This window comes from Nocardiopsis chromatogenes YIM 90109 (genome assembly GCF_000341185.1).
Classification (GTDB): domain Bacteria; phylum Actinomycetota; class Actinomycetes; order Streptosporangiales; family Streptosporangiaceae; genus Nocardiopsis_A; species Nocardiopsis_A chromatogenes.
In genome coordinates, this window is record NZ_ANBH01000214.1 from 1 (window position 1) to 15,592 (window position 15,592).

The following is a 15,592-nucleotide window of genomic DNA, read 5'->3' on the forward strand; positions in this document are numbered from 1 at the left end:
GTCGCTTTTCCGCTAGAGGCGGCGCTTTCCGCTGTCTCCGAATTTACCACGCTTTCCGAGTGGCGCCGAACCGGCGCTCTCGCATGCCGTTTCCGGCACTTCGGCGAGGTTCCTTCCCGGATTCCATCCGGCCAGGAGAAGACCGGTGGAACAGACTAGCAGCCCCGGAACGATGTCCGGACCATGCCGTCTTGGAAGGGAGGCGGTCCGGTTCCGGCCCCAGGAGGGCCGCCGTCCCGCTCGGCTAGATCACGATAGGTTCCGCGCCCAGAGACGTCAAATCGGCCCTGCCGTCTCCGGCGGGCCTCCGCCTTCGAGCTCGCGCAGCCCCGCTACTGCGGGCCGCACGGTAGGTCGTCGTTGGTTGCAGGGGTCTTCCTCCCCGCCTCCGCCACGGTTAAACACACGGGCCGTCGAGAAACTTCCACGCCCCTGGCTTTGACCCCACCCGCCCGGTTCGCGGCCCGCGCCGGGAACGGGGCTGGGGCCGGGCGGCACCCCCCGCCCCCTAGAGACGTCCCCATCCCCGCCGCCCCTCCCCCGAACATCACGAGAGGCGCCCCCCCCCGCAAGAAGGGACGCCTCTCGTACACGAGCCATCGGAGCGCGGGGCCCGACGCGGGCCTCAGCCCACGATCACGCCGCCGATGTTGCGCTTGCCGCGGCGCAGCACCGCGTAGCGGCCGTGCATCAGGTCGTCGGCGCCGAGCACCGCGTCGACGTCGGTCACCTTGGTGTTGTTGAGGTACGCGCCGCCGTCCTGGACGGCGCGGCGGGCCGCCGACTTGCTGGGGACCAGGCCGGTGTCGGCGAGCAGGTCGACCACCGGCACGCCGTCACCGACGGCGGGGAGCCCGGCCTTGGGCACCTCCGCCAGGGCGGCGTCCAGCGTGCGCGCGTCCAGGGCCGACAGTTCGGCGCGGCCGAAGAGGGCCTGGCTCGCCTCGATGACCTTCCGGCACTCCTCCTCGCCGTGCACCAGGGAGGTGAGTTCCTCGGCCAGCGCGCGCTGGGCGGCGCGGGCGGCGGGCCGCTCCTCGGTCTGGCGCTCCAGCTCCTCGATCTCCTCCTGGGAGCGGAAGCTGAACACGCGCAGGTAGCGCGCGACGTCGCGGTCGTCGGTGTTGAACCAGAACTGGTAGAAGGCGTACGGCGTCGTGAGCTCGGGGTCGAGCCACACGCTGCCGCCCTCGGTCTTGCCGAACTTGGTGCCGTCGGCCTTGGTCAGCAGGTTGGTGGTGAGCGCGTGCGCGGGGCCGTGCGGCTCGTTGCCGTCCATGCGCCGGATGAGTTCCAGGCCGGCGGTGATGTTGCCCCACTGGTCGCTGCCGCCGATCTGCAGGGTGCACCCGTGGCGCCGGTAGAACTGCACGTAGTCGTAGGACTGGAGCAGCACGTAGCTGAACTCGGTGTAGCTCATGCCGTCGCCGTCGAGGCGCGCCTTGACGGTTTCGCGCTGCAGCATCTGGTTGATGCTGAAGTGCTTGCCGACGTCGCGCAGCATCTCGATGGCGCTCATGGAGCGCAGCCACTCGCCGTTGTCGGCCAGGACCGCGTCGGTCGGCTCCGGGGCGGCGCCTTCGGGGGTGAACCGCAGGAACGCCGAGAGCTGGCGGCCGATGGCGGCCACGTAGCCCGCGACCGTCTCCTCGGAGTTGAGGATGCGCTCGGCGTTGGGCTTGGGGTCGCCGATGAGGCCGGTGCCGCCGCCGACGAGGGCGATGGGCCGGTGCCCGGCGCGCTGGAAGCGGGCCAGCGTCAGGATCTGCGTGAGGTGGCCGACGTGCAGGCTCCCCGCGGTCGGGTCGAAGCCGCAATAGAGGGTGACCGGGCCATCGGCGAGCGCCTTGCGAAGTTCGTCAAGGTCGGTGGTCTGCGCGAGCAGGCCGCGCCATTCGAGTTCGTCGATGATGTCGGTCACTGTCTACTTCCGTCGCTCGAATCGTCGTGGTGACGCGTCCACTGTATCGGCGCGTTCATCTGCGCCTCGACCGGATTTCGTGACGGCGGCCGGTGCTACGTACCGTGATGGCAGCAGTGACGGTGGCCGGAACGGCGGCACGGGGCGGAACGCTCCGGCGGCCCGGCCCTGCGTTGTGCTTGAGGCCCGGGACCGCCGCGCCCCGGTCGCGATAGGGGGAACCGGAACCGGGCGCAGGCGGCCCCGGGGGTCGGTGGGACGGTAACCGCCCGAGCGCCACGGACCATGATCACTGACTACGCAACGTGCGATTGCGCGTGAGGGAGTGATGCGCATCACACGATCGTTCGCCGGAGGTGGGGCCACGGTCGGCCCCGCCCGTCCCTCCGGACGGCCGAAACCGTACGACGCCTATACCGCTGCTGGTCAGAGCGCCACCACTGCCTCTTTCGCAACACGGCGCGGTGTCCGCAACACCGGTTCCGGTCGCTGTGGGGTGAGCAGGTGCATACGTCGGAAACGCCCGTGACGACGGCTTTTTCACGTTCTGTGCAAGGTTTGGGTCAACCCGAAAAGCCCTAGCCGTCAGGTCTGGATCCGCTGGCCGCCGACCCGGACGGCGGCGTCGGGCACCCCGGCGCAGGCGGCCATGAGGCGCGCGTCCTCCTCCAGGTCCGCGGCGGCCCATCCGGGCGCCGGGTGGAACGGGACGACCTCGATGTCCAACCGGCCGCCGTGCGTCCGCCTCCGCCAGGTCCCCGCGATCTCTCCGCCCGCCAACACCGTTCCGGGGGTGCCCGCCGCGCGCCACACCTGCCGCCGCAGCACCGGGTCGGGCACCAGGAACGCGCGGTCGGCGAGGGCGGTCAGCGGGTCGTAGGGGCCCAGCAGCCGCACCGCTCCCGAAGGCTCATCTCCTGGATCGGGCGCCTCCCCTGGCGCGTGCGGCACCCAGCGCCGTTTCCCTTCGACCTCGACGGGGTTCAGCGCCGAAGCGACCGTCGACCACCAGGACCGTGCGGTTGAAGAAGTGAGCCCTGTCCAGGCCGCCAGGTCCTCCGGGCGGGCGGGGCCGAACACGCGTAGGAAGCGTCGGACCAGCTCGGCCCGCGCCAGGTCGGTGGGCGGCCGCTCCCCCGCACCGGGCAGGGCGCGGTAGACGGCCGCACCGTCCTCCAGGGCAGCGCCGAGGCCCGCCTGGAGGGCGGCCATCCGGAAGAGGAGGTCGTCCACGTGCCGAACACCGCACCCCGCGCACCAGGGCGCGGCGGCGGAGACGGCGGACACGACCGCGGCGGTCGCGGCGGCGCTCAGCTCCCCTTTGGTCAGTGCAGCGCCGGACTCGGCGGCCTCACGCATTGCCGCCGTCGCCCGGTCGAGTGCGCGCCCGAGGCCGGAGTCCTCCTCCTGGACCCGGAAGAGCGTCGGACCGGCGGTCTGGCGCTGCAGTTCCCGGGCGTCGTCGACGCGCAGGGCGGCGGCCAGCAGCGGGGCGTCCTCGGCGTCGTGCAGGTGGAGTGCGCCGCGCAACGAGTGCAGCAGCACCGTGCGCCGTCCGGGCGGCGGGGCGCCGCGCCGCCNCGGCCCGGAGGGTGGTCCTGCAGGCCGACGGCGAGCACGCGCGCCCCGCCGCCGCCCGGGCGGTCCAGGTCGTGGGCGCGCACCCGGTGGCCGAGCACCGCGGCGCGGCCGAGCCGGAGCGCACCGGCGGCGGCTCCCATGGAGGGGAGTGTTCCCGCCGGACACCGTGGCGCTACCGGACGGGGACGATCTTCTCCCCGAGGTACTCGGCGATCGCGAGGGAGGAGGTCGCGGCCGGGGAAGGGGCGTTGCGCACGCACACGATGCGGTCGTGGGTCTCCAGCGCGAAGTCGTCCACCAGGGAGCCGTCCCGGGCGAGCGCCTGGGCGCGCACGCCGGAGGGTGCGGGGCGCAGGTCGCGGGCGGTGATCCCGGGGACGAGGCGGCGCGCCTGGCGGGCGAAGACCGCGGGGGAGGCGGACACCGCCATCTCGGCGGCGCCCATCGCCCAGTGCCGCCGGGCCAGGCGCCAGAAGCCGGGCCAGCGCAGCGTCTCGCCCAGGCGGGCGCGGTCGAGCAGGGCGTTGGGGCCCGCGGTGACCTCGCCGTGGACGTGCCGGGTCAGGTGGACGCCGAGGAAGGGGTAGCGCGGGTCGGGGACCGGGTAGACGAGACCGCGCACCAGATGGCGGCTTTCGGGCGCCAGCTCGTGGTAGGTGCCGCGGAAGGGCACGATGCGGGGGTCGTCGCCCGCTCCGGCCATGCGGGCCAGGCGGTCGGTCTCCAGGCCGCCGCAGACGATGAGGGTGTCGAAGCGGTGGCGGACGCGCTCGCCGCGGGGGTCGCCGGTGAGCGCCTCGGCGCCGCCCGCGCCCTGGCGCAGGTCGATGACGGGGGTGCCGAGCAGCACCCGGCCACCGGCACGGCGGACGTCGTCGGCGAGGGATTCGGCGACCGCCACGAAGTCGGTGATGGCGGTGTGCGGCGAGTGGAGGCCGCCGGTACCGCGCACGTGCGGCTCGATCTCCCGGAGGCCGTCGGGGCCGAGGCGGCGGACATCGGGGACGCCGTTCTCGCGGGCGGTGGACTCGATGCGGTCGAGCCGCGCCTCCTCTTCGGCGTCCTGGGCGACGAGGACCTTGCCGGCCTCTTCGTAGGGGAGTTCCCGTTCGGCGCAGTAGTCGCGCAGCAGGGCGGTGCCGCGGCGGCACAGGGTGGCTTTGAGGGAGCCGGGCCTGTAATAGAGGCCCGCGTGCACGACACCGCTGTTGTGGCCGGTCTGGTGGGCGGCGACCCGTTCCTCGCGTTCGAGGACGGTGACCCGCGCGCCGGGGCGGTTGCGGGTGATCCACTCCGCGAGGGCCAGTCCGACGATGCCTGCTCCGATGATGCCGATGTGCTCGCCGCTCATCCGGCACACGCTAGCAAGGGGGGGCGCGGTGCCGGACGACCCCTCCGGCACATCAGGGACCTTCCGGGACCTTCCGGGCGGCGCTTCAGCGGTGGCCGACGGCCTTCTCGGCGGGGACCGCGAGCGCGTGCCCGGAGGCGAAGCGGACGGTGATCTCCTCGGGGGTCCAGTCGACGGAGGCGATCTCCGGTGGGCCTTCGGTACCGGTCGCATCGGGAACGGTGACCTCATGGAAGTAGGCCTCGGCGTCGTGGCCGAGCCGGAGAGTGTGGACGGTTCCGGCGAGCGAGTACGCGCGGACCAGCAGGACTTCGACGGGCTCGGGGGCGCCCATGTCCCCGAAGGGTTCGTAGATGGCCGGGGAGGTCTCGCGCTGGACGACGTCCGCGGTGAAGGGCAGTGGGCGGGGAGCGATGAAGGCGCCGGCCGCGGCCGCGATGACACAGGCGAGCACCGCACCGGCCAGGTGGAGGGCCTGGGGGCGGTCGGACGTGTTCGGCATGAGGGCTGCTCCCGTCGACGGTGGCGTCCGCCGGTCGGACGAGGCGCGTGGGGGCGGAAGTTCGGACGACCGGCGGCGGCGACCGAGATTAGCGGGACCCATCACGCCCGGGGGCCGGGACCGTCGGGCATCGGGCGTGCGGCCATGCGGATGGCATGCGGATGGTCGCCGTGATGGCTGGCGAGCGGGGGGCGCGGTTCCCCGGCCTTGCTCTCCGTCCAGCGGGGTCCTGCGGTCCGAAAAGACGGCCCAGCTGGTACCCCGCTCACGGACCCCGGCCGGGAGCGGGGCGCCAGCTGGGCCGCCGCCTCCCTGGACCACGAGGAACCCGGCGGACGGCAGGCGGGGCNCCCCGCCGTCGCCGCCCATCGCGGCGACCACGCACCCTCCGCGCAATCGCCAGCGCTGCCGAAATGGGCGCTGACCTGCCTTGTCGGCGTCCTCCACCTCACGCCCCGCCGACCCCGCGCTCGGCCGGTGCCAGCGAGCGGGGTACCGGGGCCGCCCTCGACTCCGGTCACAGTGACCGGCGGACGCGCATCGCACCCGGTGATGGCGGCGACCCCGCCCCTACCGGTTCCGTTTCTGCGGGATCACAGGGCCCTCAGACCCTCAAGCACGTGTTCGAGGATGTCGCGGTCATCCGCCGGGCGGCTGTGGCACACCACCAGGCGCCCCTCGGCCGCCAGGTCGCGGACCAGGTGCCGGGCGACCGTCAGTGGCAGGCCCGCCTCCGCCGCCAGGTCGATGACCCGGCGCGGCTTCGCGCAGGCCCTCAGCACCGCCGCCACCTCCGGGTACGGCTCGCGGTCGGCGTCGGAGGGGTCCGCTGCCCGTACCGCGGTCAGCGGACCGGCCGGAGTGCGCGCGCTCGGCCTCGGGGACGCCGGTACAGGCGGGCGTCCCGCCCGAAGGGCGAAGGGGCGGAGGAGCGGGCCCGCATCGAGCAGGCCGCACTCCTCACCGCTCGGGCCTCTGGCTTCACCACTCGGGTCTCCGGCGTCTGCGCTCGGCCCATGCTCCGCCGCCTCCGGGCGCCCGCCTCCGGCGGCCGGGCCGCCGCCCGCGCCGTGCGGTCCACCGTCCCGGCGGGGTGGTGTCCCTCCCCCGTGGGCGCCTGTTCTGTCGTCTTCCCTACCGTCCACCACCGTGCCCCCCGGCCACGACCGCCTCCTCCAGCAATGCCGCGGGCACCAGCACCGTCGCCCGTGCACCCCCGTAGGCCGACGGGGCCAGCCGCACCGCTATCCCGTGGCGGGCCGCCAGGCGCGCCACCACGAAGAGTCCCACCCGCGGCTCGTTCTGCAGCGCCATCACGTCGAACTCGGGCGCCTGGGCCAGCGTCCGCTCGGCGGCCGCGTACCCCTCGGGGGTCAGTCCCAGCCCCCGGTCCTCCACCTCCACCGCCATCCCGCCGGGCGCGGGGCCGCAGGTGACGTCGACCGGCGCCCCCGCCGGGGAGAACTGGGTGGCGTTCTCCACCAGCTCGGCCACCAGGTGCACCACGTCGGCCACGGCGGTGCCGCGCAGCGGCGGGCCGGGGGCGCAGGTCAGGCGCACCCGCTGGTAGTCCTCGGTCTCCGAGATCGCGGCGCGCAGGGCGTCGACGACCGGCAGCGGCTCGCGCCAGCGCCGGGCCGAGTGCGCCCCGCCGAGGATGATGAGGTTGTCGGCGTACCGCCGGGCGCGGGTGGCCAGGTGGTCCAGGCGGAACAGCTTCTCCAGGGTGCGCGGATCCTCCTCGGCGTACTCGATCTCGTCGAGAAGGCGCAGCTGCCGCTGCACGAGCGCCTGGTTGCGGTAGGCGATGCCGAGGAAGACCTTGTTGGCCCCCGCCCGGATCTCGGCCTGTTTGACGGCGGCGCCGACCGCGGTGCGCTGTGCCGTGTTGAAGGCGTCGGCCACCTCGCCGATCTCGTCGTTCCCGTAGGACAGCTGCGGCAGCGCGTCCCCCAGGTCGACGCGGGCGCCCTCCTGGACCCGGGAGACGATGCGCGGCAGGCGGGTGTCGGACACCGCCAGGGTCTCGGTGCGCAGGCGGCACAGCCGCTCGGTCAGGCGCCGGGAGGAGCGCCCGGCGACGATGATCGCGGCGGCCCCCGCGGCCAGGGTCAGCACCGCCCCGGCGACGCTCAGTGCGATGCGGGTGTGGGCGGCGGTCTCGGCGGTGTCGAAGACCGCCGCGCGCTGGGTGCGGGCGAGGGCGCGCAGCCCCTCCCCCGCCCCTCCCGCCGCCCGTTCCCACTCGTCCCTGCCGACCTCCGGGTCGGTGTTCCAGGCGGGGCGCCCGGCCGCGGCCTGCTCATCGGAGACGGGCGGCCGGGTGACCACGCTCCGGCTGAGCCGCTCGGTGCGCCGCCAGGCGTCGCCGGAGGTCAGCTCGGTGTAGGTGTCCAGCGCCGGGCCGCGCAGATCGGGTTCGGCCTGCTCCAGCGAGTCCCGGTAGGAGGCGGTGAGGTAGGTGAAGTGGGCGGTCTCCTGGTAGTCCATGCCCCCGGCGGCGATGGCCCCCGCGAGCAGCGCCTCGGCGCGCGAGTACTCCTCGCGCACGCCCACCAGGGTGTCGGCCAGTCCCGCCGCGGCGCCGTCCGCCCCGTCCGCGGCGGCGTCGAGCAGCGCGGAGCCGAGCGTGCGCAGGTCCCCGAGCAGGGCGTCGTAGGCCTCCAGCGCGGTGGCGCGGGTGACGGAGCCGTCGTCGACGCCGCCACGCAGCCCGTCCAGGTCCTCGGGGGCGCCCTCGCCGCGGCCGTCGAAGCGGGCGGCGCTGCGCAGCACGTTCCGGTCGGCGCTGGAGCGCAGCCCCTCGGCGTGCGGTTCGACGTGCTCCAGGGCCCGGTCCGCGCCCGCCCGGGCGCGCTCCAGGGGTTCGTCCGCCGCGGGGTCCCCGGGGTCGCCGAGCCGGACCATGGTGGCCAGCCGCTCCTCGCGCAGGGCTTCGGCCAGGCGGGTGAAGGCGGCGGTCCCGGCGCGGCCGTCGCCGACGGCGGCGGCCATGGAGGCGGCCTGCACGGCGTCGGCCGCGGTGGTGGCGGTCCACAGCAGCAGGAAGCAGACGCTGGGAATCAGAACGATGCGGGTGAGCTGCCCGCGGATGGTCCGCCGCTCCGGCGTCGCGGCCATGGGTCCCCCTCCTCCGACGGCGCGCCCGTGGGAGGAGGGTACCGAAGTTCCGATGCCGAGGGTGGCGGTTCGCTCACATTGAGTGAGCAGGCGCGGGGGTCAGCTCTCCGGGCGGTGCCGCGACCCGACCGGCGCGGGCAGGTCGTCCACGCTCGGCGGGGTCTGCACCCCGACGCTGTTGAGCACCTCGGCGTAGCGCAGCGCCGCGATCTTGGCCAGGGTGCTGCCCGCGCCCAGCGGCGCACTGGCCCGTGCCCCGTTCCGTTCGGCCAGCTCGGCGACGCGCCCCTCGGGCATCTCGGGGCCGATCACCCCGGGGGCGAGCACCGGGCGGGCGCAGCCGGCCTCGGCCAGCTGCCCGAACGCCTCGGCCATCGCGGCGTCGTCGTCCATGTCGGCGGGCAGCACGGTGATGCCGAGCCGGGCGGCGAGCAGCACCGCGGTCACCCCGGCGGCACCGGCCGCCTCGCCGCCGCCGGCCGCGCCCACCACGACGCCGTCGGTCATGCTGGCCGAGGGGGCCACCACACTGATCAGCCGCATCCGGTCGGCACGCACGAACCCGGCCTCGGCCAGGCGCAGGTGCAGCACCTCCGCGAGCATGGGGTGCGGGCCGAGCGCCTCGGTCACCCGCACGTCGGCGCCGGTGTCCCGGGCCGCCTCCTCCACGGCCCGGGCGGTGGGCGCGTGCGGGCCGGTCACCAGCGGCACGACGATGCCCGCCAGCGGGCTGCCCTCGCGCGGGGCGAGGCCGTCCATGGCCTCGCGCAGCGAGGGGCCGCCGTCGGCGCACCCGTACTTGATATCGACCTCGGGGCGGTAGGAGCGCAACAGGTCGGCGATCTGCGCGCCGATCTCCGCGGCCTCCCCGCCACCGCCGGGCACGGCGAGCACCAGCCGCGGGGTGCCGACCCAGCTGTCGAAGGAGAGCGGATTGCGGTGCCGCCCGGAGCGGCGCCGCGGCAGATCGCGAGGGGGGAGTCTGTCCGGATTCTGCATACTGTCAGGATTCACGCGAGAGATGCTAACGAGTCGTGTGCGTTCGGGGAGCCCTATGCTACAGCTCACCCGCTCAGGGCCGGGCTGCGACGGCGGATCACGTGTTCGACGAGGGCCAGCAGCACCTCCTTGCCGGACTCGCGCTCGCGGGCGTCGCCCAGCACCACCGGGACGTGCGGGTCGACGTCCACCGCCTCGCGCACCTCCTGGGCGGTGTAGCGGTGCGCCCCGTCGAACTGGTTGACGGCCACGGCGAACGGGACGCCGCGCCGCTCGAAGAAGTCCACCGCGGGAAAGCAGCTCTCCAGGCGCCGGGTGTCGGCGACGACGACCGCCCCCAGCGCGCCGGAGGCCAGCTCGTCCCACATGAACCAGAACCGCCCCTGCCCGGGTGTGCCGAACAGGTACAGCACCACCCGCTCGCTGACCGTGATGCGCCCGAAGTCCAGGGCGACGGTGGTGGTGGTCTTGGCCTCCACCCCGCCGGTGTCGTCCACGCCCATGCTGGCCTCGGTCATCACCTCCTCGGTGCTGAGCGGGGCGATCTCGCTGACCGACCCGACCAGGGTGGTCTTGCCCGCCCCGAACCCCCCGGCCACCAGGATCTTGACCGCGACCGGGAGGTCGTGCGCGCCGGTGACGCCGGTGTCGGCGCCGTCAGAGCCGTCGGATGCCATCGAGTACCGCCTGCAGAACGTGGGCTTCGGGGTGGTCGGCCGCGGGCGCCGGTGCCCGGGCGGCCACGTCGCCCGCGGCGACGAGGTCGCCCACCAGCACCTTGACCACGGTGATGGGGATGTCCAGATGGGCCGAGAGCTCGGCCACCGAGACCGGGGTGCGGCAGCGGCGCAGGATGCGCGCGTGCTCGGGCTGCATCTCCCCCCAGTCCCTCCGCTCGCGCGCCGCGACCACGATGCTGATCATGTCGAGCCCGGCGCCCGCGGCGGGACGGGTCCGCCCCCCGGTCATGGTGTAGGGCCGCACCAGCGGCCCGGCGCCCTCGTCCAGGCGCCCGGCCGCCGGGCTCACGAGCCGCCGCCCGCGACGACCGACTCGGGGAAGCGGGGGGCGGAGGTGAGGAACTGGCCCACGCGCTTGATGCGCATGTTCATCTCGTAGGCGACCAGGCCCACGTCGGCGTCCTCGGCGGCCAGCACGGCCAGGCAGGCGCCCTCCCCGGCGGCGGTCACGAACAGGTAGGCGTGCTCCATCTCCACCACGGTCTGGCGCACAGCGCCGCCGCCGAACCGTCGGCCGGTGCCGCGGGCCAGGCTCTGGAAGGCGGAGGCGACCGCGGACAGGTGCTCGCCCTGTTCGGCGCCGAGGCCGCGGGAACGGCCGATGAGCAGCCCGTCGGCGGAGAGCACGATGGCGTGCTCGGCGCCCACCGTGCGGTCCACCAGGTCGTCCAGGAGCCAGTTGAGGTCTGTTGCCGCGTTGCCGTCGTCAACCATCATTCGCTGCTCTCTCCCGTGTGTTCGTCCTCCCGGCCGCGCCGGGTCCCCTTCTGGAACGCGCTCATCACCGCGCGGGCCCGCTCGGGCGAAGGCTCGAGCAGGGCGGGCGCGGCTCCGCCGGCGGGGGGTACCGCCGGTTCCTCGCGCAGTTGCGGGGCGAGTCCGGCCTGGCGGCGCCGCTTGGGCAGCGCCGGGCGGCCGTCCTCGGCTGCGGGGGGAGCGGGTGCGGTCGGTGCGGATGGCGCCGACGCGGACGGCCGGGCCGCACGGGGGGCGGCGGACCGGTCCTGGGGGGCCGTCCGGGCGTGCCCGGACGGCTGCGCGGGGGCGCCGGGCCGCCCGGCGGCGACGGGGGCCCCGGCGAGCAGGTCGGGGGCGGTCCGGCCGGCGGGGCGGCGCTCCTGCGCGCCGCGCCGGGCCGGGCGGGCGGGGGCCTGCCGGTCGGCGATGAGCGCGGCGGGGATGAGCACCACCGCGCGGGTGCCGCCGTAGGGCGAGGGGCAGAGCTGGACGTGCACGTCGTGCTTGGCGGCCAGCCGGGCGACGACGAACAGCCCCAGGCGCAGGTCCTGGTTGAGCGCCATGACGTCGAACTCGGGCGCCTCGCGCAGGGTGGCGTTGGCGCGGGAGAGCGCCTCCTCCCCCATGCCCAGGCCGCGGTCCTCGATCTCCACGGCGACGCCCTTGGGCACCAGCTCGCTGTGGATGTGCACGGGGGTGTGCGGCGGGGAGAAGGAGGTGGCGTTCTCCACCAGCTCGGCGACCAGGTGGATGACGTCGGCCACCACGGTGCCCGACAGCGCCACGTCGGGCACCACCCGCAGCTCCACCCGGGCGTACTCCTCGGTCTCGGAGATGGCGCCGCGCAGGATGTCCACCAGCGGGATGGGGGTGCGCCAGCGGCGGCCGGGCCGCCCGCCGCCGAGGATGATGAGGTTCTCGGCGTTGCGGCGCCCCCGGGTGGCCAGGTGGTCCAGGTGGAAGAGGTCCTCCAGCAGGTCGGGGTCCTCCTCCTCGCGCTCGATGCGGTCGAGGAGCTGGAGCTGGCGCTGGACCAGCGACTGGTTGCGGTGCGCGATGCCGAGGAAGACCCGGTTCACGCCCGCGCGCATGTCGGCCTGGCGCACCGCGGCGCGCACGGCGGTGCGCTGGGCGGTGGTGAAGGCGTCGGCGACCTGGCCGACCTCGTCGTCGCCGTGGTCCAGGCGGCGCACCTCCCGGTCCAGGTCGACGGATTCGCCCTGCTCCAGCCGGGCGACGATGCGCGGCAGCCGGGTGCGGGCCAGCTCCAGGGTCTCGGCGCGCAGCCGGGCCAGGCGGCCGATCAGCCGCCCGGCGGAGCGGGAGGCGACCCCGTAGGCGAGGGTCCCGGCGAACAGCGCCATGGTGCCGCCGCCCAGGGCGAGGCTGAACATGGCGTTGGAGGCGTCGCGGGTGCGGTCGACGACCGTTCCGGCCTGGGCGGCCGCCAATCCGGTCAGGCCCGCGTCGACCTCGTCGGCGGCCGACCGCCACCCTTCGGGGGGTGCGTCGCCGCCGCCGTCCCGCTCGGCGGCGCGCTCGGCCAGGGTGCGCGCGCGGCTCCAGTCCGATGAGGCGTCCAGGGCGGCGTGCGCCCGTGCGGGTTCGCCCGACAGGGCGGAGCCGGTCTCGGCCAGGCGGGCCTCGGCGTCCTCGACGAGGGAGGCGGCCCGGCCCGCGTCGCCGCCTCCGCTGAGGAGGGCGTCGGCGCGGGAGAACCGCTCCTGTGCGCGCATGAGCGCCACCGTGTCGGCCGCGGCCGCGGCCGACGGGCCGTCGGCGGCGGTGCGCCCCACGGCGTCGAACACGCGCACTCCGCGCTCGACGGCGGTGCCGTAGTCGGCGGCGGCGATGGGGGCCCCGATGTCGCCGGCGGCGATCTCGTCCCGCAGTCCGCCCCGGCGGGCCAGGGAGGCGTGGAAGGAGGAGGCGCGGTCGGCGACGGCGGAGTCGCGCGAGCCGCGCAGCCGGTCCCCGGCCTCGCCCATGCGCTCGACGGCGTCGTCGGTGGCGGCGGTCTGGTCGTGGAAGGCCTCCAGCGATCCCCGGCCGGGGTCGGCCAGGTGCTCGGCGGCCAGGCGGCGTTCGCGCTGCAGCTCGGTGAGGACCTGCTGCAGGTGGACGGCCTCCCGGGCGTCGCGGGAGGCCAGGCGCAGCGAGACCGCCTGGGTCAGGGTGACGCCGCTGAGCACGACGAACAGCGCCAGGAACGTCACGCTGGGAATCAGCACGATCCTGTTGAGCTGCGCCCTGATGCCGCGCTCTGCTCCCCCCGACTGCCCCATCCGGCTCCTCCCCCGTGCGGGCTGCGCGTCGGCCGCCCCCGGTGCGCGGTGCCCGCGGCCCGGACTCGGCCGGAACGGATCACGATGCGCACAGGAGTGGCCACCCGTGGTGCCCACGGATTCAGGACGCTACCGCATGCGGACGGAGCGGGAGGGGGGTTCGGAGAATTCGCCCCTCTTGGGCGATGACGTACGGCGGGAGGAGGAGCTCGGCCGGACAGGGTGATGGAGGACGGCGGCCTGGGCGGGGCCCATCCCGGCTCAGGACCCGGCGAAGGCCCTCAGCCCTTCCGCCGCCTCACGGACGCGGGCGAGCTGCTCGCGGACGCGGACCGGGGCCGTTCCGCCCTTGCCCGCCCGCGAGGCCATGGCCCCCTCCACCGTCAGCACTTCGCGCACCTGCGGGGTCAGGTGCTCCGACACCGACGCGAAGTCCTCGTCGCCCAGGTCGGGCAGGTCCACACCGCGCTCCTCGCACAGGCGCACGCACGCCCCCGCGATCTCGTGCGCCTCGCGGAACGGCACCCGCTGCCGCACCAGCCACTCGGCGATGTCGGTGGCCAGCGAGAACCCCTGCGGCGCCAGCTCGGCCATGCGCTCGCCGTCGAACTTGAGCGTGGCGACCATGCCGGTGAACGCGGGCAGCAGGAGCAGCAGGGTGTCGGCGGCGTCGAACACCGGCTCCTTGTCCTCCTGCAGGTCCCGGTTGTAGGCCAGCGGCAGCCCCTTGAGGGTGCCGAGCAGGCCGGTCAGGTCCCCGATGAGGCGGCCGGACTTGCCGCGCGCCAGCTCGGCGATGTCCGGGTTCTTCTTCTGCGGCATGATCGACGACCCCGTGGAGTAGGCGTCGTCGAGGATGGCGAAGGAGAACTCCTTGGTGGCCCAGAGGATGACCTCCTCGGAGATGCGCGACAGGTCCACCCCGGTCATCGCGGCCGCGAAGGCGAACTCGGCGGCCACGTCCCGGGAGGCGGTGGCGTCGATGGAGTTCTCCGCCGCGGCGGGGAAGCCCAGGTCGGCGGCGACCGCCTCGGGGTCCAGCCCGAGCGAGGACCCGGCCAGCGCGCCGGAGCCGTAGGGCGAGACGGCGGCGCGGCGGTCCCAGTCGGCCAGCCGCTCCACGTCCCGCAGCAGCGGCCAGGCGTGCGCGAGCAGGTGGTGGGAGAGCAGCACCGGCTGGGCGTGCTGCAGGTGGGTGCGGCCCGGCATGGGCACGCCCATGTTCGCCTCGGCCTGGTCGGCGAGCGCGCCGACGAGGTCGAGCAGCTCCCCGGCGACGGCGCGGGCCTGCTCGCGCAGGTACATCCGCACCAGGGTGGCGATCTGGTCGTTGCGCGAGCGCCCGGCGCGCAGCCGCCCGCCGAGCTCGGGGCCGACGCGCTCGATGAAGCCGCGCTCCAGGGCGGTGTGCACGTCCTCGTCCTCGGGCACCGGGGTGAAGGCGCCCGAGGCGACGTCGGCCTCCAGGCGGTCGAGCCCGTCCAGGGTGCCCTGCAGCTCCTCGTCGGTCAGCAGCCCGGCGGCGTGCAGGACGCGGGCGTGGGCCCGGGACCCGGCGATGTCGTGGCGGGCCAGGCGCCAGTCGAAGGAGGTGCTGTCGGAGAGGGCGGCGAGGGCCTCGGAGGGGCCGCCGGCGAAGCGGCCGCCCCACAGGCGGGTCACGGGGCCGCCGGGGGCCTCGGCGCTGGCGTCGGCGCTGTCCTGGGCCACGGTCGGTGTCCTTTGCTGGGGTGGGCGGATGGGTCGGTCGTCGTCGCCGCGGCCCCGGGCGCTGCCGTGCCGGGGCCGCGGCGGGCGGGTCAGGCGTTGCGCTGTTCCCGCATCGAGGCGATCTTGGCGGGCATGCTCCACACGTCGATGAAGCCGCGCGCCATGGACTGGTCGTAGGTGTCGCCGGTGTCGTAGGTGGCCAGCTCGTAGTCGTAGAGCGACTGCTCGCTGCGCCGCCCGGTGACCACGGCCCGGCCGCCGTGCAGGACCACCCGCACGTCGCCGGAGACGTGCTTGTTGGCGTCGGCGATGAACCCGTCCAGGGACTCCTTGAGGGGGGAGAACCACAGGCCGTCGTAGACCAGCTCGCCCCACCGCTGGTCGACGCCGCGCTTGAACCGGGCCAGCTCCCGCTCCACGGTGACGTTCTCCAGCTCCTGGTGGGCGGCGATGAGCGCGATGGCGCCCGGCGCCTCGTAGACCTCGCGGCTCTTGATGCCGACCAGCCGGTCCTCGACCATGTCGATGCGGCCCACGCCCTGGGCGCCCGCCCGCCGGTTCATCTCCTCGATGACCTGCAGCGGGGTGAGCTCCTTGCCGTCGATGGCGGTGGGCACGCCGGCGGGGAAGGGGACGACCAGCTCC

General features: G+C 75.0%; 12 protein-coding genes and 1 pseudogene. All 13 read right to left on the minus strand.

The window, feature by feature from the left end; genetic code table 11:
* Window positions 1–625 precede the first annotated feature (625 nt).
* Window positions 626–1,921, minus strand: coding sequence for a tyrosine--tRNA ligase (tyrS, locus tag D476_RS0120115; protein ID WP_017625722.1), 1,296 nt, complete (start codon window positions 1,919–1,921; stop codon window positions 626–628).
* 585 nt (window positions 1,922–2,506) lie between these two features.
* Window positions 2,507–3,667: a DNA glycosylase AlkZ-like family protein gene (locus tag D476_RS35710; protein ID WP_086002652.1), complete on the minus strand. Its 1,161-nt coding sequence runs from the start codon at window positions 3,665–3,667 to the stop codon at window positions 2,507–2,509.
* Between the two features lie 7 nt (window positions 3,668–3,674).
* Window positions 3,675–4,853, minus strand: a complete 1,179-nt coding sequence (lhgO, locus tag D476_RS0120125; RefSeq protein WP_017625724.1) for an L-2-hydroxyglutarate oxidase — start codon at window positions 4,851–4,853, stop codon at window positions 3,675–3,677.
* A gap of 85 nt (window positions 4,854–4,938) precedes the next feature.
* The gene (locus D476_RS0120130; protein WP_017625725.1) at window positions 4,939–5,355 is read right to left on the minus strand and encodes a hypothetical protein; all 417 of its coding nucleotides are present in this window, start codon (window positions 5,353–5,355) and stop codon (window positions 4,939–4,941) included.
* 593 nt (window positions 5,356–5,948) lie between these two features.
* Window positions 5,949–6,569, minus strand: coding sequence for a DUF742 domain-containing protein (locus D476_RS39225; RefSeq protein WP_338036250.1), 621 nt, complete (start codon window positions 6,567–6,569; stop codon window positions 5,949–5,951).
* Window positions 6,490–8,475: a sensor histidine kinase gene (locus D476_RS0120140; protein WP_017625727.1), complete on the minus strand. Its 1,986-nt coding sequence runs from the start codon at window positions 8,473–8,475 to the stop codon at window positions 6,490–6,492. Before D476_RS0120140 ends, D476_RS39225 begins: the two co-directional genes overlap by 80 nt.
* A 99-nt stretch (window positions 8,476–8,574) precedes the next feature.
* Complete coding sequence (locus tag D476_RS0120145; protein ID WP_017625728.1) at window positions 8,575–9,474, minus strand: sirohydrochlorin chelatase; 900 nt, start codon at window positions 9,472–9,474, stop codon at window positions 8,575–8,577.
* Window positions 9,475–9,539: 65 nt separating this feature from the next.
* Window positions 9,540–10,151: a GTP-binding protein gene (locus D476_RS0120150; protein WP_017625729.1), complete on the minus strand. Its 612-nt coding sequence runs from the start codon at window positions 10,149–10,151 to the stop codon at window positions 9,540–9,542.
* Window positions 10,132–10,503 (minus strand): DUF742 domain-containing protein, encoded by a 372-nt coding sequence (locus D476_RS0120155; protein ID WP_017625730.1) that lies wholly within the window; start codon window positions 10,501–10,503, stop codon window positions 10,132–10,134. Before D476_RS0120155 ends, D476_RS0120150 begins: the two co-directional genes overlap by 20 nt.
* Window positions 10,500–10,928, minus strand: a complete 429-nt coding sequence (locus D476_RS0120160; RefSeq protein ID WP_017625731.1) for a roadblock/LC7 domain-containing protein — start codon at window positions 10,926–10,928, stop codon at window positions 10,500–10,502. The genes D476_RS0120155 and D476_RS0120160 overlap by 4 nt, the downstream gene beginning before the upstream one ends.
* Window positions 10,928–13,237: a sensor histidine kinase gene (locus tag D476_RS0120165; protein WP_017625732.1), complete on the minus strand. Its 2,310-nt coding sequence runs from the start codon at window positions 13,235–13,237 to the stop codon at window positions 10,928–10,930. The genes D476_RS0120160 and D476_RS0120165 overlap by 1 nt, the downstream gene beginning before the upstream one ends.
* A 261-nt stretch (window positions 13,238–13,498) precedes the next feature.
* Entirely contained in the window at window positions 13,499–14,899 is a 1,401-nt protein-coding gene (gene argH / locus D476_RS0120170; RefSeq protein ID WP_026123686.1) for an argininosuccinate lyase, read from the minus strand.
* A gap of 137 nt (window positions 14,900–15,036) precedes the next feature.
* A pseudogene (locus D476_RS0120175) lies at window positions 15,037–15,592 on the minus strand (argininosuccinate synthase domain-containing protein); the annotation flags it as partial.

Bases quoted from the DNA above. Each gene is read 5' to 3' on its own strand.
- D476_RS0120150 (WP_017625729.1), bottom strand. From the start codon at position 10,151: ATGGCATCCGACGGCTCTGACGGCGCCGACACCGGCGTCACCGGCGCG.
- D476_RS0120130 (WP_017625725.1), bottom strand. From the start codon at position 5,355: ATGCCGAACACGTCCGACCGCCCCCAGGCCCTCCACCTGGCCGGTGCG.
- D476_RS0120145 (WP_017625728.1), bottom strand. From the start codon at position 9,474: ATGCAGAATCCGGACAGACTCCCCCCTCGCGATCTGCCGCGGCGCCGC.
- D476_RS0120160 (WP_017625731.1), bottom strand. From the start codon at position 10,928: ATGGTTGACGACGGCAACGCGGCAACAGACCTCAACTGGCTCCTGGAC.
- D476_RS0120165 (WP_017625732.1), bottom strand. From the start codon at position 13,237: ATGGGGCAGTCGGGGGGAGCAGAGCGCGGCATCAGGGCGCAGCTCAAC.
- lhgO (WP_017625724.1), bottom strand. From the start codon at position 4,853: ATGAGCGGCGAGCACATCGGCATCATCGGAGCAGGCATCGTCGGACTG.
- D476_RS0120140 (WP_017625727.1), bottom strand. From the start codon at position 8,475: ATGGCCGCGACGCCGGAGCGGCGGACCATCCGCGGGCAGCTCACCCGC.